The sequence below is a fragment of the Vogesella sp. XCS3 genome (genome assembly GCF_020616155.1).
GTDB lineage: Bacteria > Pseudomonadota > Gammaproteobacteria > Burkholderiales > Chromobacteriaceae > Vogesella.
Genome location: NZ_CP085530.1, coordinates 1,599,971 through 1,621,594, shown reverse-complemented (window position 1 = coordinate 1,621,594; position 21,624 = coordinate 1,599,971). Strand labels below are relative to the sequence as shown.

Sequence of the window (21,624 nt, the reverse complement as noted above, 5' to 3'; positions counted from 1 at the left end):
TTGCTTTGGTTTGCTGGGGAGAAAGGGGGCGCTTAGCGTGTGGCCTGCGGCGTCCCGGTAATATTCTGGCTATTGGCCTGGGTGATATGGCTGCCGGGCAGCACGTCGCGCGTGAGCCAGACGTTGCCGCCGATGGTGGCGCCCTGGCCGATGGTGATGCGGCCCAGCAGGGTGGCACCGGCGTAGATCACCACGTCGTCTTCCACGATGGGGTGGCGCGGCTGGCCTTTTTCCAGCTTGCCGTCGGCGTCGCTGGCAAAGCGCTTGGCGCCCAGTGTTACGGCCTGGTACAGCCGTACCCGCTCGCCGATGATGGCGGTTTCGCCTATCACCACACCGGTGCCGTGGTCGATGAAAAAGCCCTTGCCGATCTGGGCGCCGGGGTGGATGTCGATGCCGGTGTCGGAGTGCGCGATCTCGGCGATGATGCGTGCCACCAGCGTGGCACCGGCGCGGTACAGGTAGTGCGCCAGGCGGTGGTAAAGGATGGCGCTGATGCCGGGGTAGCACAGCAGCACTTCGTCCACGCTGCGCGCCGCCGGGTCGCCTACATACGCAGCGTGCACGTCGGCATCCAGAATGCGGCGCAGCCGTGGCAGCTCGGCGGCCAGGCCGCGGGCGATGATCACCGCGTTCTGTTCGCTTTTGGCATCGCTCAGCCCTTGCAGCCGGGCGCTATAGCTCAGCTCCAGCTGCAGCTGTTTCACCAGCGCGTCCAGTGCCTGGGCCAGCGTGTGGCCCACATAGAAGTCCTCGCTGCTTTCGTTCAGGTCCGGCGGCCCCAGGCGCATGGGGAACAGCACGCCGGACAGCGCCTCCACGATGTCGTGCAGAGCCTCGCGCGAGGGGAACTCGCGCCCGCCCAGCTCGCGGGTGCGGCCGTGGGTTTTGCGCCAGTCCAGGCGGGCGTTGCGCAGCTCGCGCACCACGCCTTCGATATCCCAGTTTTGCTGCTGGTGGCTGCCAAACGACAGCCAGCTTTTTGCTCGGTCATTCATGTGATCTGCTCCCGCTGTGGGTTAGTCCTGTTGCCACGGCAGGCCACGCAGCCGCCAGCCACCCAGGTCGCCACGGCGTTGCTGTGTATCCAGCTCGCCCTCGAAGCCTTCCAGTACGTTGAACACCTGGGTAAAACCCGCTGCCGCAGCCGCTTCGGCAGCGGCCGCCGAACGCTTGCCGCTACGACACAGCAGCACGATGACGCGGTCTTTGCCGCCGGCTTTGTTTTCCAGCTCGCGCAGAAAGCGCGGGTTCTTGATCAGCGCCGTACCGGTTTGCCAGGCCACGTGCAGCGAGCCCGGTACGTGGCCGACAAACTTGCGCTCCTCGACTGTGCGCACGTCTACCAGTGCGGCAACGCCGGCCTCTACCAGTGCCCACGCCTCTTGCGGGTACAGGCAGCCAGGGTAGGGCAGCTCCGCACGCTGGGCGCGCTCGCGGCCAGAGGCCAGCAAGGTGTCTGGGTTGATAGGCAGGGGGAAGGTCTGTGGGCTGATAGCGTGGGGCATGGTGGTCTCCGTGCAGGGCATCTTTCGGGTGCAGGGCCACTATACGGCGGCAGTTCCGCCGGGCTAACCAAGAAAAACAGCTGTCATTTCCAGTATTTTTTATAACGATGGGATGTTGCTGATTTGGCGGTGTATGGCTTTTTATTGGGCTTCTTGTTGTTGATTATTCTGATTTTGTGAATTTATATGCCTTTATTGATAAGAAAATCAGAAATCATTGGTTTGTCTGGTGGGGGCGGGCTGCTAACTTTGGCGGCCTCTGACAACCACTTTGAGACCAGTCATGCATAGCCACTCTCCCTTCCTGCGCCGCCTGTTGGCCGCAGCCATTGCTGCCGGCGTACTGGCCGGTAGCGCCCAGGCCGATGTAATTGCCGCCACTAACCCGTCGGCTATTCCGGCGCAGGCCAAGGCGCGCAAGGACACCATCGTCGGGGCCATTTCGGCGCCGCAGGGCATCTTTAACCCCTACCTGTTCAGCAATGGTTGGGACGAGAACGTGACCGAGGTGATCTTCGGGCGGCTGGTAGGGCTGGATGCGCAAGGCAAGCTGCGCGCCGAGCAGGCCGAGTCGTGGCAGGTCAGCAAGGACGGCCTGCAGTACACGCTGAAACTGCGCAAGGGGCTGAAGTTCAGTGACGGCTCGCCGTTTACCGCCGATGACGTGGCCTTTACGCTGACCTTCCTGCACGACCCGGCCTACGACGGCGGCACCGATATCAGCCTGGCCAAGATCAAGGGCGGCGACGCCTACAAGGCCGGCAAGGCCAGCAGTGTGGAAGGTATCAAGGTGCTGAACCCGCAAACCATCCAGATCACCGTCACCGAGCCGGGTGCCACCACGCTGCAGCTGATCGGCGGGCCGGTGCTGTCGCGCGCCTGGTATGGCCGTGGCTACCAGCCAGGCAAGCTGGACGAGCTGCGCCAGTACAGCAGCAAGCCGCTGGGTGCCGGGCCCTATATCTACGACAAATTCATTCCGGGCCAGGAAGTGCGCTTCCACGCCAACCCGTATTACTTTGCCGGCAAGCCAGCGGTGCCCAACTTCATCTACCGCATCACCAGCGACGCCACCAAGCTACAGCTGTTCCAGACCGGCGAAACCGACCTGGAAGGCTTTTCGATCAATGCCGACAACATCGAACAGCTGAAGGCGCTGGGTTTTGCCAACCTGAATATCTACAACTCGAGCGACTACAGCCTGATCGAGTTCAACCACAACAAACCGGCGCTGAAAGACGTGCGCGTGCGCCAGGCGCTGACCTATGCGCTGGACCGCAAAAAGCTGGTGGACGTGGTGTACCAGGGCTACGGTAGTGTGGCCACGCTGCCGCTGTCACCGGTGTCCTGGGCTTACGATACCAAGGGCGTGAACCCTTACAACTTCGACCCGGCCAAAGCTGCCTCACTGCTGGATCAGGCCGGCTGGAAGCTGGGTAGCGACGGTATTCGCGAAAAAGGCGGGCAGAAGCTGGTGGTCACCCTGCTGGCAACCAAGAGCCTGTTCAACGATGCGCTGATTCCCATTGCCAAGGAAAACTTCAAGCGGGTAGGGGTGGAGCTACGCCCCGAGGTGTCGGATTTCAACGCGCTGCTGGCCAAGCGCAAGGCTGGCAACTTTGATCTGGCTACCTTCCGCACCTCCGGCCTGAACGACCCGCACGACGGCGTGGCGCGTTTCCGTTCCACCGAAAACGAAGTGGGCTACAAGAACGCGCAGGTAGACAAGCTGATCAACGCCGGTAACGGCACGCTGGATATCGGCAAGCGCAAGGCCATTTACCACCAGCTGTACCAGGTGCTGGCCAACGATGCACCGCTGATCCTGCTGGCTAACCGCAAGCTGCTGTACGTCAATAGCAGCCGTATCGGCAACTACCAGCCCGATGTGTTCAACGGCATTTTCGGCAGCCTGCCCAAGCTGAAAATCCAGTACTGAGCCGCTTGCGGCCAACCCCGGCCGCTACGGTAGCCACCGTGGCGGCCGGTTTCACTTCTGGCTGGACCTCTCATGCGAACCTATGTCTTGCGGCGCCTGCTGGGCGCCATTCCTTTGTTATTCGGTGCCTCGCTGCTGATCTTCCTGGTGTTTGCGCTGACGCCGGGCGATTTCATCGACGGCAATATCAACCTGACCCCGCAGCGTGCGGCCGAGCTGAAAGCGCTGTACGGGCTGGACCGCCCGCTATGGGCGCGCTACCTGGGCTGGCTTGGCCAGCTGCTGCAGGGCGACCTGGGTTTTTCGCTGCAGCACCAGATACCGGTGAGCACCCTGCTGGGGCAATACCTGTGGAGCAGCTTTCTGCTGGCGCTGGTGTCCTTGCTGCTGTACTGGACGCTATCGCTGGCGGTGGGTGTGCTGGCGGCAGTGCGTCCTTACAGCTGGTTTGACCGCGTGGTGACGCTGGGCGTATTTGCCGCCATGAGCTTTCCGGTGTTTTTCCTGTGCTTGCTGCTGATCAAGTGGTTTGCCGTGGACCTGGGCTGGCTGCCGGTAGGCGGCATGATCAGCATCGGCAGCAATGCCACTGGCTGGGACTACGCACTGGACGTGGCACGCCACATGGTGCTGCCGGTGCTGACACTGGTGATGCTGCAGGCCGGTGGCCTGACGCGCTACGTGCGCGCCAGCATGCTGGACGCGCTGGCGATGGACTGCGTGCGCACCGCGCGGGCCAAGGGCTTGCCGGAGCGGGTAGTGATCCTGCGCCACGCGCTGCGCAACGCACTGTTGCCGCTGATCGCGCTGCTGGGCTTCGAGCTGCCGGGGCTGTTTGCCGGCGCCATCGTCACCGAGAAAATCTTCAACTGGCCGGGTGTCGGCCATATCCATATCGATACCTTGGCCGCACGCGATTACCCGGTGCTGATGAGCTTCACCTTGCTGCTGGCCGTGCTCACCATTGTGGGCAACCTGCTGGCCGACGTGCTGTCGGCATTGGCCGACCCGCGTATCCGTCTGCGTTAAGGAGTTGTGATGTCTGTGTTGTCTTTACGTTTGCCGTGGCGCCGCCGCCAGGCCGAGCTGGCCAGCCTGGCCAGTGCGGGGCGCACGCCGTGGCAGCAGGCGCTGGCCCGGCTGTGGCGCAACCGCCCGGCCATGCTGGCGCTGTTGTTTCTGGCGCTGATGGTAGTCGCCTGCGTCGCCGGCCCGTGGCTGCTGCCGTGGGATCTGGAAACCACCGATGCGCTGGCGGCCAACCATCCGCCTGGCGCCACACACTGGCTGGGCACCGACTTTCTGGGGCGCGACATCCTTACCCGCCTGCTGCACGCCGGCCGTATCTCGCTGGCGGTAGGGCTGGTGTCGGTGGTGCTGTCTGTCGTGCTGGGTTACGTGCTGGGCGCGCTGGCCGGTTACGCCGGTGGCTGGGTGGACGGCGCCATCATGCGGCTGGCCGACCTGCTGATGACCATCCCCAGCTTGCCTTTGCTGATCATTCTGGGCGCCTTGCTGTCCGAGCTGCAGGTGGCGCCGGAGCAGCGCATCTACCTGGTGATGCTGATGCTCAGCCTGCTGGGCTGGACCAACCTGGCTCGCATCATCCGCGGCCAGGTGCAATCGCTGCGCAGCCGCGACTTCATGCTGGCCACCGAGGTGCTGGGCCTGCCGCTGTGGCGCCGCCTGCTGGTACACCTGCTGCCCAATACCATCCCGACGCTGATTGTGGTGGCTACCACCGGCGTGGCGGGTGCCATCCTCAACGAGTCCTACCTTAGCTACCTGGGCCTGGGCGTGGTACCGCCCACGCCGTCGTGGGGCAATATGATGGATACCGCCAACAGCTTTGTGGACTTCCAGCGCCGCCCCTGGCTGTGGATGCCGCCCGGGCTGGCCATTTTTGCCACCGTAATCGCCATCAACGTACTGGGTGACGGCCTGCGCGATGCGCTGGACCCGCGCCTGCAAGCAAGGGGTGCACGATGAGCCAGCCACTGATCGAGTTTGACCGCCTCAGCGTGCAGTTCGCCACCGAGCAGGGCGTGGCGCGTGCGGTGCAGGACGTCAGCTTTGCCATCCACGCAGGCGAAAGCGTAGCTGTGGTGGGCGAGTCCGGCTGCGGCAAGAGCGTGACTGCGCTCAGCCTGATGGGCCTGCTGCCGCCGGCGCCGGCCTGCCGCTTGGGCGGTGAAGTGCGGCTGGATGCGGCCAACCTGTTGGCTTTGCCGCCGGCAGCGTGGCGCCCGCTGCGCGGCCGTGATATCGCCATGGTGTTCCAGGAACCGATGAGCGCACTGAACCCGGTGCTGTCGGTGGGCGAACAGCTGATGGAGCCGCTGCTGACCCACCGCCAGCTCAGCCCGGCCGCCGCCTGGCAGCAAGCCATCGCGCTGCTGCAACAGGTAGGCATTGCGCGGCCGGAGGCCATTGCCACCAGCTACCCGCACCAGCTGTCCGGCGGCATGCTGCAACGGGTGATGCTGGCCATCGCCATCAGCTGCCAGCCGCGGCTGCTGATTGCCGACGAGCCGACTACCGCGCTGGACGTGACCATCCAGGCGCAGATTCTCGACCTGCTGCGCCGCCTGCAGCAGGCCAGCGGCATGGCGCTGCTGCTGATTACGCACGACCTCGGCATCGTGGCCGAGATGGCCGACCGCGTGGTGGTGATGTACGCCGGCCGCGTGGTGGAAACCGGCAGCGTGCGCGACATCTTCCGCCACCCGCAGCACCCGTATACCCAGGGCCTGCTGGCGTCGCGGCCGGTGCCGGGGCGCAGGCTGGACAGGTTGGCCGCCATCCCCGGCCAGGTGCCCAGCCCGCTGGCGCTGCCCGATCACTGCGCCTTTGCCGAACGCTGCCCGCACGCGCGGCCAGCCTGCCTGCACCGGCAACCCGTGCTGCAGGCCACCAGCCCTACCCAGCAGGCGGCTTGCCTGCTGTTGAACGCCGAGGAGGCCGCATGAGCGACGATACCCTGTTGGCCGTGAATGGCCTGGTGAAACACTTTCCGCTGCACGGCGGTGTACTGGGGCGCCAGACCGGCGCGGTACGGGCGGTGGACGACGTAAGCTTTGTGGTGCGCCGTGGCCGCAGCCTGGGCCTGGTGGGTGAGTCGGGCAGCGGCAAGACCACGGTTGGCCGCACCGTATTGGGCTTGCATCAGAAAGACGCTGGCGAAGTACGCTTTGCCGGCCACGACCTGCACGCGCTGGACAAAGCCGCGCTGCGCCGGCTACGGCCGCAGCTGCAGCTGGTATTCCAGGACCCGCTGGGCTCGCTCAACCCGCGCCTGCGTGTGGGCGACGCCATCGGCGAGGCGCTGCTGGCGCATGGCTTGTGCCGGCGCGAGGTGCTGCGCGAGCGGGTGCTGGCGGTGATGGCCAGCTGCGGCCTGGGCGAGGAGCATTACAGCCGCTACCCGCACGAATTCAGCGGCGGCCAGCGCCAGCGCGTCGGCATTGCGCGCGCACTGGCCTTGCAGCCGGCGCTGATCGTGGCCGACGAGCCGGTGTCGGCGCTGGACGTGTCGATCCAGGCGCAGATCATCAACCTGTTTGCCGACCTTAAGCAGCAAGGGGTGAGCTTTTTGTTCATCTCGCACGACCTGGCGGTGGTCGAGCACCTGTGCGAAGACGTGGCGGTGATGTATCTGGGGCAGATTGTGGAGCAGGGCAGCCGCGAGCAGGTGTTCGGCCAGCCGCGCCACCCTTACACCCGCGCCTTGCTGTCGGCGATACCGGTGGCCGACCCGGACGCCCGGCGCGAGCGGGTAGTGCTGCAGGGCGAGCCGCCCAGCCCGGCCAACCCGCCCGCCGGCTGCCGCTTTCACACGCGCTGCCCGCAGGCTACGGCGCAGTGCGCCAGCGAGGTGCCGGTGGTGCACAGGGTGGCTGCCGGCCATCAGGTGCGTTGTCATCTGATGGCATAAGGCTATGACGGCACAGTGTATAAGCTGTGCCGTTTTTCTTGGTTTGTCGGCTGCTGGGCTATCCATACACTGCAGTGAATGCAACCAAGGGAGTCACACCATGCGAGCCATGATTGTAGGCGGCGACAATATCGATGCCACCCGCCGCGCGCTGATCGCCGGCGGTTACAGCGATGTGGTGCACTGGAGCGGGCGCAAGCGCAGCGACCTCACCCGTACCATTCCGGCCGGTATCGGCCACATGGTCATCATGCTGGAGTTTGTGAACCACAACCTGGCACGCCGCATGAAAAGCGTGGCGCGGGCCCAGCAGATCAGCGTGGCCTTTATTGGCCGCAAACAGCAGGGTGGCGAGGTGGCCACGCGCTTGCGGCCCCGTCTGAATTGACAGCCTGTCAGGCCGAGTGCGGCCAATGGCCGCCTAAGCACAGCGTTTGCCCCATGCGCCGGAACCTGCCTCGCCAGCATTGGCCGGTATCGGCAGGTGCTGTGTCGGGGTAGCGAGCCTGCGGAGGGAGCCCGGCTTGGCTTCGTGGGGGCTTTCCTGCAAGGCGGCAAGTGCGTCATCATGCTTGATACACAGCCACCAACCCACTGGAGTGCGCATGAAGATTGCCGTATTCGACACCAAACATTACGACCGCCAGGCGCTGACGCTGGCCAATGCCCGCTTCGGCCATGAGCTGGGGTTTTTCGAGCCGCGCCTCAATACGGCCACGGTGGAGCTGGCGGCCGGTTTTGACGCTGTTTGCCCCTTTGTGAACGACCGGCTGGACGCCGCCGTGGTGGCCAGGTTGGCCGCGCTGGGTGTGCGGCTGGTGGTGCTGCGCTGCGCCGGCTTTAACGGTGTGGACCTGGCCGCCTGCCGCCAGCACGGCATCCGCGTGGCGCGGGTGCCGGCCTACTCGCCACACGCGGTGGCCGAGCACGCCTTTGCGCTGCTGCTGGCGGTGAACCGCCGCATCCACAAGGCTTACGTACGCGTGCGCGAGATGGATTTCTCGCTGGACGGGCTGGTAGGTTTCGACCTGCACGGCAAGACATTTGGCGTGATCGGCACCGGCCGTATCGGCGAGTCGGCCATCGCCATTGCCCGCGGCTTCGGCATGCGCGTGCTGGCCTGCGACCCGCAGCAGGACGCGACGCTGGCGGCGCGGCTGGGCTTTGACTACGCGCCGCTGGCCGAGGTGCTGGCGCACAGCGACGTGCTGAGCCTGCACGTGCCGCTGCTGCCTGCCACGCGCCATATTATCGACACGGCAGCCATTGCCGCCATGAAGCCCGGTGCCATCCTGATCAATACCAGCCGTGGGGCGCTGGTGGATACCCCGGCGGTGATCGACGCGCTTAAGAGCGGCCAGCTGGCCGGTGTGGGGCTGGATGTGTACGAAATGGAGGAGGGCGTGTTCTTCGAGGACTTGTCCGATACCGGCCTGCAGGATGACCAGCTGGCGCGGCTGCTGACCTTCCCCAATGTGCTGGTCACCTCGCACCAAGGCTTTCTCACGCGCGAGGCGCTGGCCAATATCGCCGATACCACGCTGGGCAACGCCACGGCCTTTGCCGCTGGCGAAGCGCTGGCCAACGAGGTATTGCCGCAGTAGCGCTTGGCGTTGCGAATGAAAAAAGGTTGGCCGCGGCCAACCTTTTTGTTTGCGACTAACGTGCTTATTGCGCCAGCGGGTCGCGGCGGAATACCCAGTGCGTGGCGTCGGAGGCGTTAGCGTCAAAGGCGTAGCCTTCGCTGTTAAAGCCCTTCAGTGCCTCGGCATCGCTCACTGCGTGTTCTACCGCCCAGCGCGCCATCAGGCCGCGTGCACGCTTGGCGTAAAAGCTGATGATCTTGTACTGGCCGTTTTTCAGGTCCTGGAACACTGGTGTGATCACCGTGGCCTGCAGCTTCTTCGGCTTCACCGACTTGAAGTACTCGTCGGAGGCCAGGTTCACCAGCTGCGGCAGCGGCTGTTTGGCTAGCTCGGTGTTCAGTGCCTCGGTGATGATCTCGCCCCAGAACTGGTACAGGTTGGCACCGCGCGGGTTGGCCAGGCGGGTACCCATTTCCAGGCGGTAGGCTTGCATCAGGTCCAGCGGGCGCAGCAGGCCGTACAGGCCGGACAAAATGCGTAGGTGCTGCTGCAGCCAGCCCAGCTGCGGCTCGCTCAGGCTGGCGGCATCCAGCCCTTCGTACACATCACCCATAAAGGCCAGTACTGCCTGTTTGGCGTTTTCTGGTGTAAATTCACCGCCCCAGTCGTGAAAGCGCCCGGCGTTCAGCGTGGCTAGTGCATCGCTGATGCTCATCAGCTGGCCGATATCGGCCGGGCTAAGCTGGCGCAGCGTGGCGATCAGCTCGGCGCTGTGGGCCAGGAAGTCTGGCTGCGTGTAGCGTGCGGTGTGGGCAGGGGTGTCGTAGTCCAGCGTTTTGGCTGGCGAAATAACCATCAACATGTCACGTCCTTAGGCGGTGGGCGGCGGCCATTCTAATGCATGGCGGCGCAGCCGGTGAATGGTACGCGGCAGGAAAGGCAGGCATGCGGGTATTGGTACAGCGCGTTACCCAGGCGTCGGTAACGGTAGAGGGCAGCATCACGGGGCAGATCGGCGCCGGCTTGCTGCTGCTGGTGGGGGTAGAAGAGGCCGATACGGCCGCCGACATCGACTGGCTGGTACGTAAGGTCAGCCAGCTGCGCATTTTTAACGACGAGCAGGGGGTGATGAACCGCTCGGTGCTGGACGCAGGGGGCGAAGTGCTGGCGGTGAGCCAGTTCACGCTGTTTGCCAGCTGCAAGAAGGGCAACCGCCCCGGCTACAGCCGCGCGGCACGGGGCGAGATTTCGCAGCCGATGTTCGACAGCTTTGTGATGGCGATGGCCGCCGCGCTAGGCAAGGCGGTACCCACCGGCGTGTTCGGCGCCGACATGCAGGTGGCACTGGTGAACGATGGCCCGGTCACCATCTGGCTGGATAGCAAGGCGCCGGAGTAAGCCGGCAGGGCAGGGTTGGCCGCATGCGGCCAACCTGTGTGCGGAAGGTGAAAACGCAAAAAAGCCGCTGACTGTGTCAACGGCTTTTTTAACTGGTGCCCAAGAGAAGACTCGAACTTCCACACCCTTGCGGGCGCTAGGACCTGAACCTAGTGCGTCTACCAATTCCGCCACCTGGGCTAAACCTGATTGTGTGCTGCCGACTGCTATCTGACAAAAAGTAATGGTGCCCAAGAGAAGACTCGAACTTCCACACCCTTGCGGGCGCTAGGACCTGAACCTAGTGCGTCTACCAATTCCGCCACCTGGGCCAAAACCTTGATTGTCAGTTGTCGTGTCAACAGCAAGATAACTTGCTGGTGCCCAAGAGAAGACTCGAACTTCCACACCCTTGCGGGCGCTAGGACCTGAACCTAGTGCGTCTACCAATTCCGCCACCTGGGCACGACAAATTTTTACCGGTTGAACATCAGCATTGCTGCTGGTGCCCAAGAGAAGACTCGAACTTCCACGCCCTTGCGGGCGCTAGGACCTGAACCTAGTGCGTCTACCAATTCCGCCACCTGGGCCAACCGGGTTTTCTACAACAAAGAAGCGAGCATTTGCTGGTGCCCAAGAGAAGACTCGAACTTCCACACCCTTGCGGGCGCTAGGACCTGAACCTAGTGCGTCTACCAATTCCGCCACCTGGGCGCTGCTTTGCTGTATCATCGATAGCGCTGCTTGTTTAGGGCAGTGCACCGAAGAAGCACGCATTATAATGATCATTTTGAGAGTGTCAATGGCCTCCAATAGAAAAAACAGCAAGAACCAGCCTTTGCGCCTGCAGGACCCGCACCTGAGTCGCGAAAAAACCAAATACGACAATCCCTTACCTAGCCGCGAATTTGTCCTGGAAATCCTCGAAAAAAATGGCGTGCCGATGCACGCAGAGGAACTGGCGGCCGTTTTCCCCATTTACGATCACGAGCTGGACCTGTTCGAGCGCCGCCTGCGCGCCATGGAACGTGCCGGCCAGATCCTGATTAACCGCAAGGGCGAGATCTGCGTGGCGCAGAAGCTCGACCTGATCCCCTGCCGCATTTCCGGCCACCGTGATGGCTACGGTTTTGCCGTGCGCGAAGACGGCGAGGGCGACGATATCTACCTTTCCGAACGCGAAATGCACAAGGTGATGCACGGTGACCGCGTGATGATCCGCCCGGCCGGCACCGACCGCCGTGGCCGCCCGGAAGGCCGTATTGCCGATGTGATCGAACGTGCCACCACCCGCCTGATTGCGCGTATCTACAACGAACGCGGTGTCTGGTTTGCCGTGGCCGAAGACCGCCGCGTGCGCCAGGAAATGCTGGTGGAAGCCGGCGGCGACGGCGGTGCCAAGCACGGCCAGGTGGTGATGGTCGACATTCTGGAATACCCGGATGCGCATCGTCAGGCCATCGTGAAGGTCAGCGAGGTGCTGGGCGATTACGCCGACCCTGGCATGGAAATCGAAATTGCCCTGCGCAAGCACGACCTGCCGCATATTTTCAGCGATGAAGCCGTGGCGCAGGCCGTGGCTACCTCGCAAAAAGTCGGCAAAAAAGACATCAAGGACCGCGTAGACCTGCGCGACCTGCCGCTGGTCACCATCGACGGCGAAACCGCGCGCGACTTCGACGACGCCGTATACGCCGAGAAGAGCGGCAAAGGCTTCCGCCTGATCGTGGCCATTGCCGACGTCAGCCACTACGTACGCCCCGGCGACGCGCTGGACGTGGACGCCCGCACGCGCAGTACTTCGGTGTACTTCCCGCGCCGCGTGATTCCCATGCTGCCGGAAGAGCTGTCCAACGGCATCTGCTCGCTGAACCCGGATGTCGACCGCCTGTGCATGGTGTGCGACATGCAGATCTCGGCGCGCGGCAAGGTGAAAAAGTACCAGTTCTACCCGGCGGTGATGCGCTCGCAAACGCGCTTTACCTATACCCAGGTATGGCAGCTGCTGTCCGAAGGCGGCGAGCACCCGCGCAAGCCGCAGCTCGAAACCCTGTACGCCCTGTTCCAGCAGCTGCTGGCGCAGCGCAAGAAACGCGGCGCGGTGGATTTCGATACCGTCGAGACGCAGATGCTGTTCAACGAGCAGGGCAAGATCGACAAGATCGTACCGGTAGTGCGCAACGACGCCCATCGCCTGATCGAAGAATGCATGCTGGCGGCCAACGTGTGCTCGGCCGAGTTCATTCTCAAGCACGAACACAAGTGCCTGTTCCGCGTGCACGAAGGCCCGACGCCCGAGAAACTGGAAAACCTGCGCCGCTTCCTGAATGTCAGCGGCCTGACCCTGGGCGGCGGCGACAAGCCCACCACCAAAGACTACGCCGAGCTGGCCGACCGCGTGCGCGAGCGCTCGGATGCCAGCATGATCCAGACCATGCTGCTGCGCTCCATGCAGCAGGCGGTTTACCAGCCGGAAAACCTGGGCCACTTCGGCCTGTCGTACGAGGCGTACACCCACTTTACCTCGCCGATCCGCCGCTACCCCGACCTGCTGGTGCACCGCACCATCAAGGCCATTCTGGCCGACAAGAAGTACAAGCCGGGCAAGTGGGAAGCCATCGGCGAGCACTGCTCCATGGCCGAGCGCCGCGCCGATGACGCCAGCCGCGACGTGCAATCGTGGCTGAAAACCTACTTCATGCGCGACAAGGTGGGCGAAGTGTTCACCGGCAAGATCAGCGCCGTGGCCGGTTTTGGCATCTTCGTGCTGCTGGATGGCCTGTACGTGGAAGGCATGATCCATATCTCCGAGCTGGGCAAGGACTACTTCCACTTCCACAAAGACCTGCAAGCCATCATCGGCGAGAAGAGCGGCCTGCGTTACCAGCTGGGCGACGCCGTCACCATCAAGGTAATGCGCGCTGATCTGGAAACCGCACAGGTGGACTTTGCCTTGCTGGATCAAGGCCGCGCCAAGGGCGACGGTGGCCGTGATGGCGGTCGCGACGACCGTGGCCCGCGTCACCAGAAAAACCGCCGCGACAAGCGCCGTCAGGGCGGGTTCGAGCCGCCACAGAAGGCGCCGGCCAAGCCGGCAGCCGAAGTCAGCGTCAAGCTGGTACCGGCTGTATTGCCAGTGGCCAGCGAGCCGGCACCGGCGGCCAAACCGTCATCGCGCAATCGTCATCGGGGCAAGGGCAATGCGGCCAACAAGCCGGCAGAAGCAGCTGCTGCCAAACCTGTTGTTGCCAAACCGGTAGAAACCAAGCCAGTTGCAGCCAAGCAGGTTGAAACCAAGCAGGTAGAGCCTAAGCAGGTTGAAACCAAGCAGGTAGAGCCTAAGCAGGTTGAAACCAAACCGGTCGCAGCCAAGCAGGTTGAAGCCAAACAGGTTGAAACCAAGCCCGAAGCGCCGGTAACGGCCAAGCCACCGCGTGCGCCGCGCAAACCGGCCGCCACCAAAGCACCGGCGAGCAAAGCGGCCACGGCGCAGCCCGCGGAGCCGAAGCCGGCAGCCAGCCAGCCGGTGCCGCCAGTAACCGCGCCCGCTGCCGAAGCGGCACCCGCCAAAGCGCCGCGCCGTCGCAAGCCGGCGGCCAGTGCTGCGGCCAACCCTGCGCCAGCCAGTGAGGCGCCGGCCAGCCCGGCACCGGCAGCGCCGGCGGCCGATAGCGCGACACCCAAGCCGCGCAGCCGCCGCAGCCCGCGCCGCTAAGCCCGGCGTAGCAAGCGAAAACAAAACCGCAGCCAGGTGCTGCGGTTTTTTTATTGAATCGCGCAGTGGATGCTAAAGAGTCAGCGCTAAGCTTGTTTGGGCTATGACTTTGTTGTACTTTGAGTGGCGTTTTTGATGAGAATGAATCTTGATATCATGAATCGGTCTGCCAAGTTTTTGCTGTGCCTTGCCGTGTCCATGCCGGCTATGGCTGCGTTCAAATCTCCGCAGGAGGCCAATTCGGCTTTGCGCTTTCGCCAGGATTGCCAGTGGCAGGTAGCGCAGGGCAGTGATTGCCGCATCGAGCAGGTGGTCACCATTCTGCGTGATAGTGGCCGTGATGCTTTCGGCACCGCTACTCTGGTGTTTCGCGAACGTGAAACGCTTACGCTACTGCGCGCCTACACACGCCAGCCCGATGGCACCGAGCTGGCTGTACCGGATGGCGACATACAGCGCGGCACCATGCCCGGGCAGAATGGCTTCGAGAGCAGCAGCTATCTGACTGTGGCCTTTCCTGCAGTACGCACCGGCAGTACCGTGGTGCTGGAGTACCGCCGCCAGACGCCACGCATCGCGCCTTTCGAGGCGCTGTCACAGATGCAGGGTTTGTCTGCCGGCAGCCTGCGCATAGACGAATTCGACTGGAAAATCCGCGCCGACCAGCCGCTGCACTGGGCTGGGCGCGATCTGGCTGGTCGTATCGAGGTGACGCAATCGGCAGACCGCAAAACGTTGGCCGCACGCAGCGTACAGCCCATGTTTTTTGACGTCACCGAAACCGGAAACCGCTTTGAATTGCGTAGCCTGCCGCTGATTGATGTAAGTACCGAGGCTGACCCATTGCGTTATCTGGCACCCATCGCCACGGGCTTTGCGCAGCGGCTGGCCGAGCCCTTGCCTGCGCAGGCGGTTGCTGCGGTAGCAATGGTGCAAGGCAAGCCATGGCAGCAAAGGCTTGCCGGCCTGATGGCCGACGTTAACACCCGTATCCGTTACATGGGCGACTGGCGGATATCGGAAAACGGCTATCTACCGTTTACGCTGGCGCAGATCGAGCAACGCGGCTTTGGCGACTGCAAGGATATGGCGCTGACGCTGGCGGCCATGCTGCGGGCGAGCGGTTTGCAGGCGCAGGTGGCATTGGTGCGTGCCGATGTCGATAACACGCCGCTGCTGTTGTCGCCACAAAATGGCTTGAACCACGCGATTGTCAGGCTACAAGTCGAAGGGCAGACCTATTGGCTGGACCCGACGCAAAAGCTGAACGTGTTGCAAGGGCCGGTGCGCGAGCTGCAAGACCGCAGCGTGTTTGTGCTCGCTGACGATGGCAAAGTGGCAACCGATCGCATACCGCTAATGGCCGCGGCCAGCAGCTATAACCGGCAGCAGCTCGACTTTAGCCCGCAAGATGGCCGCCTCTGGCAACTCAAGGCCGAGGGTGAGCTGGCGGGCAGCATGGCGCGCCAGATACTGGGTGTGGAAAGCATGCAAGGCAAAGAGCGGCAGGACAATGTACTGGCCGAGGCTTTGCTGTCCAATGGCATGACCAAGACACAGCACCTGGTACAGCGTACCGCGGTACCAGCGCTGTTGGCCGAGCCTTACCACTATACGGTAGACGCGAAGGTCGGACAGGTGACCAAGCCGCTGGGCGCGTTCCGCTTGCTGGATCTGCGCCAGACCAGCGGCCGCATTGCCACTTGGCGTCAATGGCAGGCCAAGGCCGGAGTGACGGACTACCTGATGGAGGCCAGTAACGAGCAGAGCGTGACCCGGGTGCACGACGTCAAGCCATTGGCGCAGCCGGCCAGCTGCGAGGTGCGCTCGCCATGGGCCGACTACACCCTGAAAGCCGTGCCGGTCAAAAACGGCGTGGGGCTGGCGCAGCAGTGGGTTCGCAAAGCCCTATGGCTGTCTGCCGATACCATGCGCAGTGCCGAGTTTGGCCGCTTTGTCGACCAGCTGGAAGAGTGCGACGGCCAGGCGCAGATCCTGCTGCAAAAGTAGGTCTTGCCTAGCGATGCGGCCAACCCTGCCAGGTTGGCCGCATCGTCGCTTTTAGCTCTTAAAAGCTCACCAGCGTCAGCACACCTACCACGGCAAAGATGCCGGCAGCGATCTTGTGCACCAGTTCCACCGGCAACTTGCGTGCGGCCACCTCGCCCAACAGCACTGCCGGTACGTTGGCAATCATCATGCCCATGGTGGTGCCCATCACCACGCCGATGGTGGCGTCCATATAGCGCGCCGACAGCGCCACGGTAGCGATCTGGGTCTTGTCGCCCATTTCGGCCAGGAAGAAGGCAATACAGGTAGCGCCGAACACGCCAAAGCGCTCGAACAGATTGGTTTCGTCGTCCAGCTTATCGGGAATCAGCATCCACACTGCCATGGCGATGAACGAAATACCCAGCACCCAGCGCAGGATGTTCATATCGACAAAACCGGTAGCCACGTGGCCCAGCCAGGCGGCAGCGGCGTGGTTGAATACGGTAGCGACAAAAATGCCCAGAATGATGGGGACGGGTTTCTTGAAGCGGGCGGCCAGTAGCAGGGCCAGTAGCTGGGTTTTATCGCCGATTTCGGCCAGGGCAACAATGCCGGTAGACAGGAAAAACGCTTCCATGAAGACTCCGAGGGGGCTGCGCACGAAACATGACCCACCATGGCGCAGCCCCCGCTGTGCATGGCGAATCATGAGTCTTGCCAAACGCGTGTCGCTGGCGCCATGGCCGAACGGCCAAGTGTGTTGACGCAAGCCCCTGCTGTCTCGCAGGGCGGCTACTCCCTCAGGAAGCCGGCATGATACCCAGCACGCGATTTTTCGGCAAGCTTGTCCGTGGCGTGCAGGCGTAAAAAAACCGGCAGCGCAGGCTGCCGGTTTTCATGAAAGCGCGGTAAATCAGGCGCGTTTCTTGAATTCGTTGGTGCGGGTGTCGATCTCGATCAGGTCGCCGATTTCCACGAAGGCCGGAACCGGGATCTCCATGGTGGTGCCTTTGATACGGGCCGGCTTCAGTACTTTACCGGAGGTATCGCCACGTACGGCTGGCTCGGTGTATTCCACTTCGCGTACCACGGTGGTCGGCAGCTCTACGGAGATGGCCTTGCCGTTGTAGAAGGTCACTTCGCACTTGTCTTCCATGCCATCGATGATGTAGCCGATGGTGTCGCCCAGGTTTTCGGATTCAACTTCGTACTGGTTGAACTCTTCGTCCATGAACACGTACATCGGGTCGGCAAAGTAGGAGTAGGTGCACTCGCGCTTTTCCAGAACAACTACGTCGAACTTGTCGTCGGCTTTGTACACGGTTTCGGTACCGGCGCCGGTCAGCAGGTTCTTCATCTTCATTTTTACAACGGAAGCGTTACGGCCGGATTTGGAGAATTCGGCTTTCTGCACCACCATCGGGTCGTTGCCAACCATGAATACGTTACCAGCGCGGAGTTCCTGTGCGGTTTTCATGCTTATAAAGTCCTAATGTCTTGAATTGGAATGGAAACGGATTTCCAGAAAACCCGCTATTGTAGCCTGATTTCGGCAAATTGCACTAGCCGCTGCGCCAGGCTACCGCCGGCCAGAATTTGCCCTGGCCAGGCGGCCGCATGCAGCTGCCATGCGGGCCACTGCGCCTGCACAGCTGGCCAGGCCTCGCCGCTTAGCCGGTTATGGTTCCATTGCAGCATGTAGTCTTGCACGGCCGCCGCCAGCGCGGGGGGCATGGCGTGGCAGTAGTGCTGCAAAAAGGCGTTCAGCTTGTCGATATGCGCGTCGTCGTCCTGGCGATAGATGTGCCAGGCAAACGGCCGGCCGGCCCATTGCGCGCGCAGGAAGCTGTCTTCGCCGCGCACCACGTTGAAATCGCAGCTCCACAGCAGGCGGTCGTAGCCGCGCTGGTCGCTCATCGGCAGCAGGTAGAGCGCCAGTTGGCCGCACTGATAGTGCTGTCCGGCGCCGGCATCTGCTGGCAGGCCCAGCGCCTGCAACACGTCCGGCACCACTTTGCCCATCGGCAATAGCAGCTGCACCGGCTGGCTGCCGGCGGCCAGCTGCTGCACCCACTGCGCCGCCGCCGGGCTGTCGTAGGCAAACAGGCTGTAGCGTACGCCGCTAGGCGGGCAGGGTGGCACCCCGCGCGCTTGCCAGTAGACGTGCTGTGCCGCGATGTCGGCCTGCCACGCGTCACGCTCGGCCAGCAAGGCTTGCTCGCATAGCAGGCCGCCGGTGCGCGGGGTAAAGCCGGGGAAGAAAAAGTACTTTTGCAGCGGCAGGCGCGGGTGCGGCGACGGTAGGCCGTGGCAGCCTTCTACCCAGTCCTCGGCGGACAGGTATTCCAGGTTCAGCCACAGTGGGCGCTGCGCTTGCGCGGCCATCGCTTGTTGATAAGCCTCTGGCAGCTCGCAGGCAAAGGCTTCGATGACTACCTCGCCCACGGCGGCGTCGGCCGGCAGGGTGTCCGCCCAGTGCCGCACCTCGATGCCATCCAGCCGCTGGCGGGCCTGCGCTACGTCCAGCGCCGGTGCAATGCGGGCAAAGCTGGCCAGGTCATCCACCCACAGCGTCAGCTGCCAGCCGTGTTCGTGCACCAGTTGGCGCGCCAGGCGCCAGCACACGCCGATATCGCCGTAGTTATCGATGACGCGACAGAACAGGGAGCAATGCATGGCAGGTACCGGCTGGATGACAGGGCGCCAGTATAGCGGGCGGCTGCCGGCGTTGCAGCGCGCAGCAGCCTGGCCGCGCCGCCATATAATGAGCAGATGAAACGCCTGCTTATCCTGTGGCTGCTTGGCCACGCCGCCCATGCCGCACCGCCCGTCGCCACGCCTGCCGAGGCGCTGGCTGCGCGTTTGCAGCCGTTAGCCCCTGTGGCATCGGTACCGCTGGCTGCCTTACAAGCGGTACCGGAGGCGCTGTTGCAGCCGCGCAGCCTGCAGCCGGCGTGGGGCGACTACCCGCTAGCGGCCCTACGCCAGCTGGCGCACTACCAGCAGCAGTGCCAGGGCAGCCTGGGTGCGGTGCCGGCGGCGTGGCAGCAGTTCGCCCGTGCCTATTGCCGCGGCCAACCTTTAGCTGCCGCCTGGTGGGCAGCGCACCCGGTACACCCGCTGGGTGGCAGCAGTGCCGGCGTCTGGCGCCAGCGTTGGCCGCACGGCGCGCCGGCTGCCGGCCTGCATCTGCGCGAGCGTAGCGACGCGCTGGCACCGTTGTCCGCGCTGTCCGACGATAAACTCGATGCGCTGCTGGCCGGCGAGCGCTGGCTACGGCAAGACGACAGCCTGTGGTGGCTGCACGATGGCCACTGGCGGCAATACCGTGCCGTGCAGTGGCAGCCGCTGCTGGCCGAGCTGGGCTGGCAGTGGGCGCCCGAGGGCAGCGCCGCTTGCCAGGCGCGGCTGGGGCGCGATTGCCTGCAGCCGCTGCCGGCCAGCCCGTGGCCCTGGCGCTTGCTGGCCGGGCTGCTGGTGTTGGCCGCAGCGGGTAGCCTGCTGTGGCTGGCCTGGCAGCGCCGCCGCCTGGAACGCGAACGCCGCCGCGCCTTGCAATTGCTGACCCACGAGCTGCGCACGCCCATCACCGGCCTGGCCGGCGTGGTAGAGCAGCTGCGCAGCCAGTTCGACCTGCTGCCGCCTGCCGCGCAGCACAGCTTTGGCCAGCTGGCCGGCGGCGTGGCACGTTTACGCCAGCTGGCGGAGGCCAGCCGCCACTACCTGGGCGCGGGCCATTTCGCGCAGGCGCTGCAGCCGGTGCCATTGGCCGATTGGCTGGACGGCGTGGCCGAGCGCCACCAGTGCCACTACTGCCTGCAACAGGATGTGACCCTGCTGCTTACCCCGTACTGGCTGACGCTGTGCCTGGATAACCTGCTGGCCAACGCCCGCCGTCACGGCCAGGCCCCGTGGCGGCTGCACGCCGCCTGGGATGGCCACCTGCTGAGCTTGCACGTTACCGACGCCGGCCGCCTGCCGCATTACCGCCTGCACCGCCTGCTGCGGCGCGGCAGCGCCGGCGACGGCATGGGCCTGGGCTTAGGCATCGTCGCCGACGCCATGCGCCGCATGGGCGGCCGGCTGCGGCTGTCCGGCCCACCCACCACCTTCACCCTTTGCCTGCCGGCGCCGCAGGCCGAAAGCGCGCCATGACTACCCTGTTGTTGATCGAGGACGACCCGCTGCTGGGCGACAGCCTGCAGCGCTACCTGCAAGCCGAAGGCTACACCTGCCTGTGGCAGGCCGCTGCCGACGGCGTGGCGGCGTGCTGGCACCAGGCCGACCTGGTGATTCTGGACCGCAGCCTGCCCGACGGCGACAGCCTGCGCCACCTGCCGGGCTGGCTGGCGCGCAAGGCGCTGCCGGTGATCGTGCTGACCGCCCGTGTCGAGGTGGCCGACCGCATAGCCGGCCTGGACGCCGGTGCCCGCGACTATCTGAGCAAACCGTTTGCCCATCAGGAGCTGCTGGCGCGCATCCGTGCCCAGTTGCGCCAGCTGGGCGACGGCAGCCTGCAGGTGGGCGCCTTGCAGCTGTACCCGGCGCGCCAGGCCGCCAGCTGGCAGGGGCAGGCGGTGGCGCTGTCGCCTACCGAGTTTGCGCTGCTGGCCACGCTGGCGCGCATGGTGGGCCGCGTGATGAGCCGCGACGAGCTGCTGAACCAGGTGTGGGGCTACGATCACTTTCCCAGCACCCGCACCGTGGACACCCACATCCTGCAGCTGCGGCAAAAGCTGCCCGGCATCGCCATCGAGACGCTGCGCGGCGTCGGTTACCGGCTGCACGCGGCATGAAGCACCTGCTGCTGATCATGCTGGCCGCGCCATGCCTGGCGGCCACGCCGCTGGACGCCGTCAATCGCGCGTTGCTGGCCGGCGACTCACCCGCCGCGTGGCAGGGGCTGGCGGCGAGTTGGCCGCAGCTGGCCAGCCAGGCGCAGCGCGATAGCTGGCAGGCCGCACTGGCAGCGCTGGCCGCCGAGCACTGCGGCAAGGACGCCCCCGTGCAGCTACCGCCGTGGCAGCCGGCGCTGACGCTGGAGCTGGCGCAGCGCGACATGCCGCTGGCGCGCAGCTATCGCGTTACGCTCAGTGGCGAAGGCGACGCCCGCAGCGCGCAGTTGCTGGACGATAGCGGCAGCGACCTGCTGGCCGGTGCCCGTTACGAGGCCGAAGGCGGCCGCCATTTCCGCCTCACCGGGCCGGACCTGGCCGCACCGCTGGCCGGTGGCCGCTACCGCCTGCTGCTGCAGGCTGGCCAGCGGCAGTGGCAGGCGCAGCTGCTGTTGCCGCCTGCGGCCAACCTGGGCTGGCTGGCGCGCCAACCGCTGGGCGTGGCCCGCTTGCCGCCGCCGCGTGCCGCCTGCCCGGCGCCGTGGCTGGAGCAGTCGCTGCTGCGGCGTAGCGATTTTGCGCTGCAGTGGTGGCAGCGGCGCGAGCCGGGCCAGGCGCTGCGCTGGCCTGCGGCCAACGGCGAGCAATGGCAAAGCCTGGCGCTGGTACGTGCCGAAGCGCGTGGCGCGCTGGTATTGCGCGTGGTGCAGCGCCAGGTGGGGCCGCGCTAGGCGGTTG

General features: G+C 64.4%; 18 protein-coding genes, 5 tRNA genes, 1 pseudogene and 1 riboswitch. Of the genes and pseudogenes, 13 read left to right on the top strand and 11 right to left on the bottom strand.

The genetic code is table 11. The features are described 5' to 3' along the window. Positions 1 to 32 precede the first annotated feature (32 nt). Entirely contained in the window at positions 33 to 998 is a 966-nt protein-coding gene (gene epsC / locus LCH97_RS07695) for a serine O-acetyltransferase EpsC (RefSeq protein ID WP_227304733.1), read from the bottom strand. 21 nt (positions 999 to 1,019) lie between these two features. After that, a complete protein-coding gene (locus LCH97_RS07690; RefSeq protein WP_227304730.1) occupies positions 1,020 to 1,508 on the bottom strand; it encodes a rhodanese-like domain-containing protein in 489 nt (162 codons plus the stop codon). Between the two features lie 283 nt (positions 1,509 to 1,791). Between LCH97_RS07690 and LCH97_RS07685 the strand changes: the two genes are divergently transcribed. From LCH97_RS07685 to LCH97_RS07655, 7 genes are all read left to right on the top strand, one after another. Beyond that, on the top strand, positions 1,792 to 3,447 hold the full coding sequence (locus LCH97_RS07685) for an ABC transporter substrate-binding protein (RefSeq protein ID WP_227304727.1): 1,656 nt from the start codon (positions 1,792 to 1,794) through the stop codon (positions 3,445 to 3,447). A 72-nt stretch (positions 3,448 to 3,519) separates the two neighbouring features. After that, a complete protein-coding gene (locus tag LCH97_RS07680; protein WP_227304724.1) occupies positions 3,520 to 4,476 on the top strand; it encodes an ABC transporter permease in 957 nt (318 codons plus the stop codon). Positions 4,477 to 4,485: 9 nt separating this feature from the next. Next, on the top strand, positions 4,486 to 5,436 hold the full coding sequence (locus LCH97_RS07675; RefSeq protein WP_227304720.1) for an ABC transporter permease: 951 nt from the start codon (positions 4,486 to 4,488) through the stop codon (positions 5,434 to 5,436). Further along, positions 5,433 to 6,416 (top strand): ABC transporter ATP-binding protein, encoded by a 984-nt coding sequence (locus LCH97_RS07670; RefSeq protein WP_227304717.1) that lies wholly within the window; start codon positions 5,433 to 5,435, stop codon positions 6,414 to 6,416. Before LCH97_RS07675 ends, LCH97_RS07670 begins: the two co-directional genes overlap by 4 nt. Further along, entirely contained in the window at positions 6,413 to 7,381 is a 969-nt protein-coding gene (locus tag LCH97_RS07665) for an ABC transporter ATP-binding protein (protein ID WP_227304714.1), read from the top strand. The genes LCH97_RS07670 and LCH97_RS07665 overlap by 4 nt, the downstream gene beginning before the upstream one ends. A gap of 100 nt (positions 7,382 to 7,481) precedes the next feature. Continuing rightward, positions 7,482 to 7,769, top strand: a complete 288-nt coding sequence (locus tag LCH97_RS07660) for a hypothetical protein (protein ID WP_227304712.1) — start codon at positions 7,482 to 7,484, stop codon at positions 7,767 to 7,769. A 217-nt stretch (positions 7,770 to 7,986) separates the two neighbouring features. Continuing rightward, positions 7,987 to 8,985 (top strand): 2-hydroxyacid dehydrogenase, encoded by a 999-nt coding sequence (locus tag LCH97_RS07655; RefSeq protein ID WP_227304709.1) that lies wholly within the window; start codon positions 7,987 to 7,989, stop codon positions 8,983 to 8,985. 64 nt (positions 8,986 to 9,049) lie between these two features. Here the strand turns inward: LCH97_RS07655 and yaaA are convergent, their stop codons facing one another. Next, positions 9,050 to 9,829, bottom strand: coding sequence for a peroxide stress protein YaaA (yaaA, locus tag LCH97_RS07650; RefSeq protein WP_227304705.1), 780 nt, complete (start codon positions 9,827 to 9,829; stop codon positions 9,050 to 9,052). Positions 9,830 to 9,912: 83 nt separating this feature from the next. Between yaaA and dtd the strand changes: the two genes are divergently transcribed. Further along, positions 9,913 to 10,365, top strand: a complete 453-nt coding sequence (gene dtd, locus LCH97_RS07645) for a D-aminoacyl-tRNA deacylase (protein WP_227304702.1) — start codon at positions 9,913 to 9,915, stop codon at positions 10,363 to 10,365. A gap of 93 nt (positions 10,366 to 10,458) precedes the next feature. Here dtd and LCH97_RS07640 read toward each other — a convergent pair. The 5 genes from LCH97_RS07640 to LCH97_RS07620 all read right to left on the bottom strand — a co-directional run bounded on the left by LCH97_RS07640 (position 10,459) and on the right by LCH97_RS07620 (position 11,058). After that, a tRNA-Leu gene (locus LCH97_RS07640) sits at positions 10,459 to 10,545 on the bottom strand. A gap of 44 nt (positions 10,546 to 10,589) precedes the next feature. After that, positions 10,590 to 10,676 (bottom strand) — tRNA-Leu (locus LCH97_RS07635). Between the two features lie 46 nt (positions 10,677 to 10,722). Next, positions 10,723 to 10,809, bottom strand: a tRNA-Leu gene (locus LCH97_RS07630). 38 nt (positions 10,810 to 10,847) lie between these two features. Continuing rightward, positions 10,848 to 10,934, bottom strand: a tRNA-Leu gene (locus tag LCH97_RS07625). Between the two features lie 37 nt (positions 10,935 to 10,971). Then, a tRNA-Leu gene (locus LCH97_RS07620) sits at positions 10,972 to 11,058 on the bottom strand. 88 nt (positions 11,059 to 11,146) lie between these two features. Between LCH97_RS07620 and rnr the strand changes: the two are divergent. Together rnr and LCH97_RS07610 are read left to right on the top strand one after the other, a co-directional pair. Then, positions 11,147 to 13,657, top strand: a pseudogene (gene rnr, locus LCH97_RS07615) (ribonuclease R); the annotation flags it as partial. A gap of 558 nt (positions 13,658 to 14,215) precedes the next feature. After that, positions 14,216 to 16,069 (top strand): DUF3857 domain-containing protein, encoded by a 1,854-nt coding sequence (locus tag LCH97_RS07610; protein ID WP_227304696.1) that lies wholly within the window; start codon positions 14,216 to 14,218, stop codon positions 16,067 to 16,069. A gap of 58 nt (positions 16,070 to 16,127) precedes the next feature. Here the strand turns inward: LCH97_RS07610 and LCH97_RS07605 are convergent, their stop codons facing one another. The 3 genes from LCH97_RS07605 to earP form a co-directional block, all read right to left on the bottom strand. Beyond that, on the bottom strand, positions 16,128 to 16,688 hold the full coding sequence (locus LCH97_RS07605; protein ID WP_227304693.1) for a TMEM165/GDT1 family protein: 561 nt from the start codon (positions 16,686 to 16,688) through the stop codon (positions 16,128 to 16,130). 3 nt (positions 16,689 to 16,691) lie between these two features. After that, a riboswitch (yybP-ykoY riboswitch) is annotated at positions 16,692 to 16,856 on the bottom strand. 108 nt (positions 16,857 to 16,964) lie between these two features. After that, entirely contained in the window at positions 16,965 to 17,528 is a 564-nt protein-coding gene (gene efp / locus LCH97_RS07600) for an elongation factor P (protein ID WP_017508451.1), read from the bottom strand. A gap of 56 nt (positions 17,529 to 17,584) precedes the next feature. Next, a complete protein-coding gene (gene earP / locus LCH97_RS07595) occupies positions 17,585 to 18,727 on the bottom strand; it encodes an elongation factor P maturation arginine rhamnosyltransferase EarP (protein WP_227304691.1) in 1,143 nt (380 codons plus the stop codon). A 96-nt stretch (positions 18,728 to 18,823) separates the two neighbouring features. On the opposite strand from earP, the gene LCH97_RS07590 reads away from it, so the two are divergent. Genes LCH97_RS07590 through LCH97_RS07580 form a run of 3 tightly spaced genes read left to right on the top strand, consistent with a single transcriptional unit; the run spans position 18,824 to position 21,617 of the window. Next, entirely contained in the window at positions 18,824 to 20,206 is a 1,383-nt protein-coding gene (locus LCH97_RS07590) for a DUF3404 domain-containing protein (RefSeq protein WP_227304686.1), read from the top strand. Further along, a complete protein-coding gene (locus LCH97_RS07585; RefSeq protein WP_227304683.1) occupies positions 20,203 to 20,847 on the top strand; it encodes a response regulator transcription factor in 645 nt (214 codons plus the stop codon). The genes LCH97_RS07590 and LCH97_RS07585 overlap by 4 nt, the downstream gene beginning before the upstream one ends. Further along, positions 20,844 to 21,617 carry a DUF2861 family protein gene (locus tag LCH97_RS07580; RefSeq protein ID WP_227304680.1) on the top strand — a complete coding sequence of 258 codons (774 nt, stop codon included), beginning with the start codon at positions 20,844 to 20,846 and terminating at the stop codon, positions 21,615 to 21,617. Before LCH97_RS07585 ends, LCH97_RS07580 begins: the two co-directional genes overlap by 4 nt. The last annotated feature ends 7 nt before the right edge of the window (positions 21,618 to 21,624 follow it).

Coding starts and splice junctions, on each gene's coding strand:
- LCH97_RS07605 (WP_227304693.1), bottom strand. CDS start 16,688: ATGGAAGCGTTTTTCCTGTCTACCGGCATTGTTGCCCTGGCCGAAATC.
- LCH97_RS07680 (WP_227304724.1), top strand. CDS start 3,520: ATGCGAACCTATGTCTTGCGGCGCCTGCTGGGCGCCATTCCTTTGTTA.
- epsC (WP_227304733.1), bottom strand. CDS start 998: ATGAATGACCGAGCAAAAAGCTGGCTGTCGTTTGGCAGCCACCAGCAG.
- LCH97_RS07665 (WP_227304714.1), top strand. CDS start 6,413: ATGAGCGACGATACCCTGTTGGCCGTGAATGGCCTGGTGAAACACTTT.
- LCH97_RS07655 (WP_227304709.1), top strand. CDS start 7,987: ATGAAGATTGCCGTATTCGACACCAAACATTACGACCGCCAGGCGCTG.
- LCH97_RS07585 (WP_227304683.1), top strand. CDS start 20,203: ATGACTACCCTGTTGTTGATCGAGGACGACCCGCTGCTGGGCGACAGC.
- LCH97_RS07660 (WP_227304712.1), top strand. CDS start 7,482: ATGCGAGCCATGATTGTAGGCGGCGACAATATCGATGCCACCCGCCGC.
- LCH97_RS07580 (WP_227304680.1), top strand. CDS start 20,844: ATGAAGCACCTGCTGCTGATCATGCTGGCCGCGCCATGCCTGGCGGCC.
- dtd (WP_227304702.1), top strand. CDS start 9,913: ATGCGGGTATTGGTACAGCGCGTTACCCAGGCGTCGGTAACGGTAGAG.
- LCH97_RS07690 (WP_227304730.1), bottom strand. CDS start 1,508: ATGCCCCACGCTATCAGCCCACAGACCTTCCCCCTGCCTATCAACCCA.
- LCH97_RS07670 (WP_227304717.1), top strand. CDS start 5,433: ATGAGCCAGCCACTGATCGAGTTTGACCGCCTCAGCGTGCAGTTCGCC.
- yaaA (WP_227304705.1), bottom strand. CDS start 9,829: ATGTTGATGGTTATTTCGCCAGCCAAAACGCTGGACTACGACACCCCT.
- LCH97_RS07675 (WP_227304720.1), top strand. CDS start 4,486: ATGTCTGTGTTGTCTTTACGTTTGCCGTGGCGCCGCCGCCAGGCCGAG.
- LCH97_RS07610 (WP_227304696.1), top strand. CDS start 14,216: ATGAATCGGTCTGCCAAGTTTTTGCTGTGCCTTGCCGTGTCCATGCCG.
- LCH97_RS07590 (WP_227304686.1), top strand. CDS start 18,824: ATGAAACGCCTGCTTATCCTGTGGCTGCTTGGCCACGCCGCCCATGCC.
- LCH97_RS07685 (WP_227304727.1), top strand. CDS start 1,792: ATGCATAGCCACTCTCCCTTCCTGCGCCGCCTGTTGGCCGCAGCCATT.
- earP (WP_227304691.1), bottom strand. CDS start 18,727: ATGCATTGCTCCCTGTTCTGTCGCGTCATCGATAACTACGGCGATATC.
- efp (WP_017508451.1), bottom strand. CDS start 17,528: ATGAAAACCGCACAGGAACTCCGCGCTGGTAACGTATTCATGGTTGGC.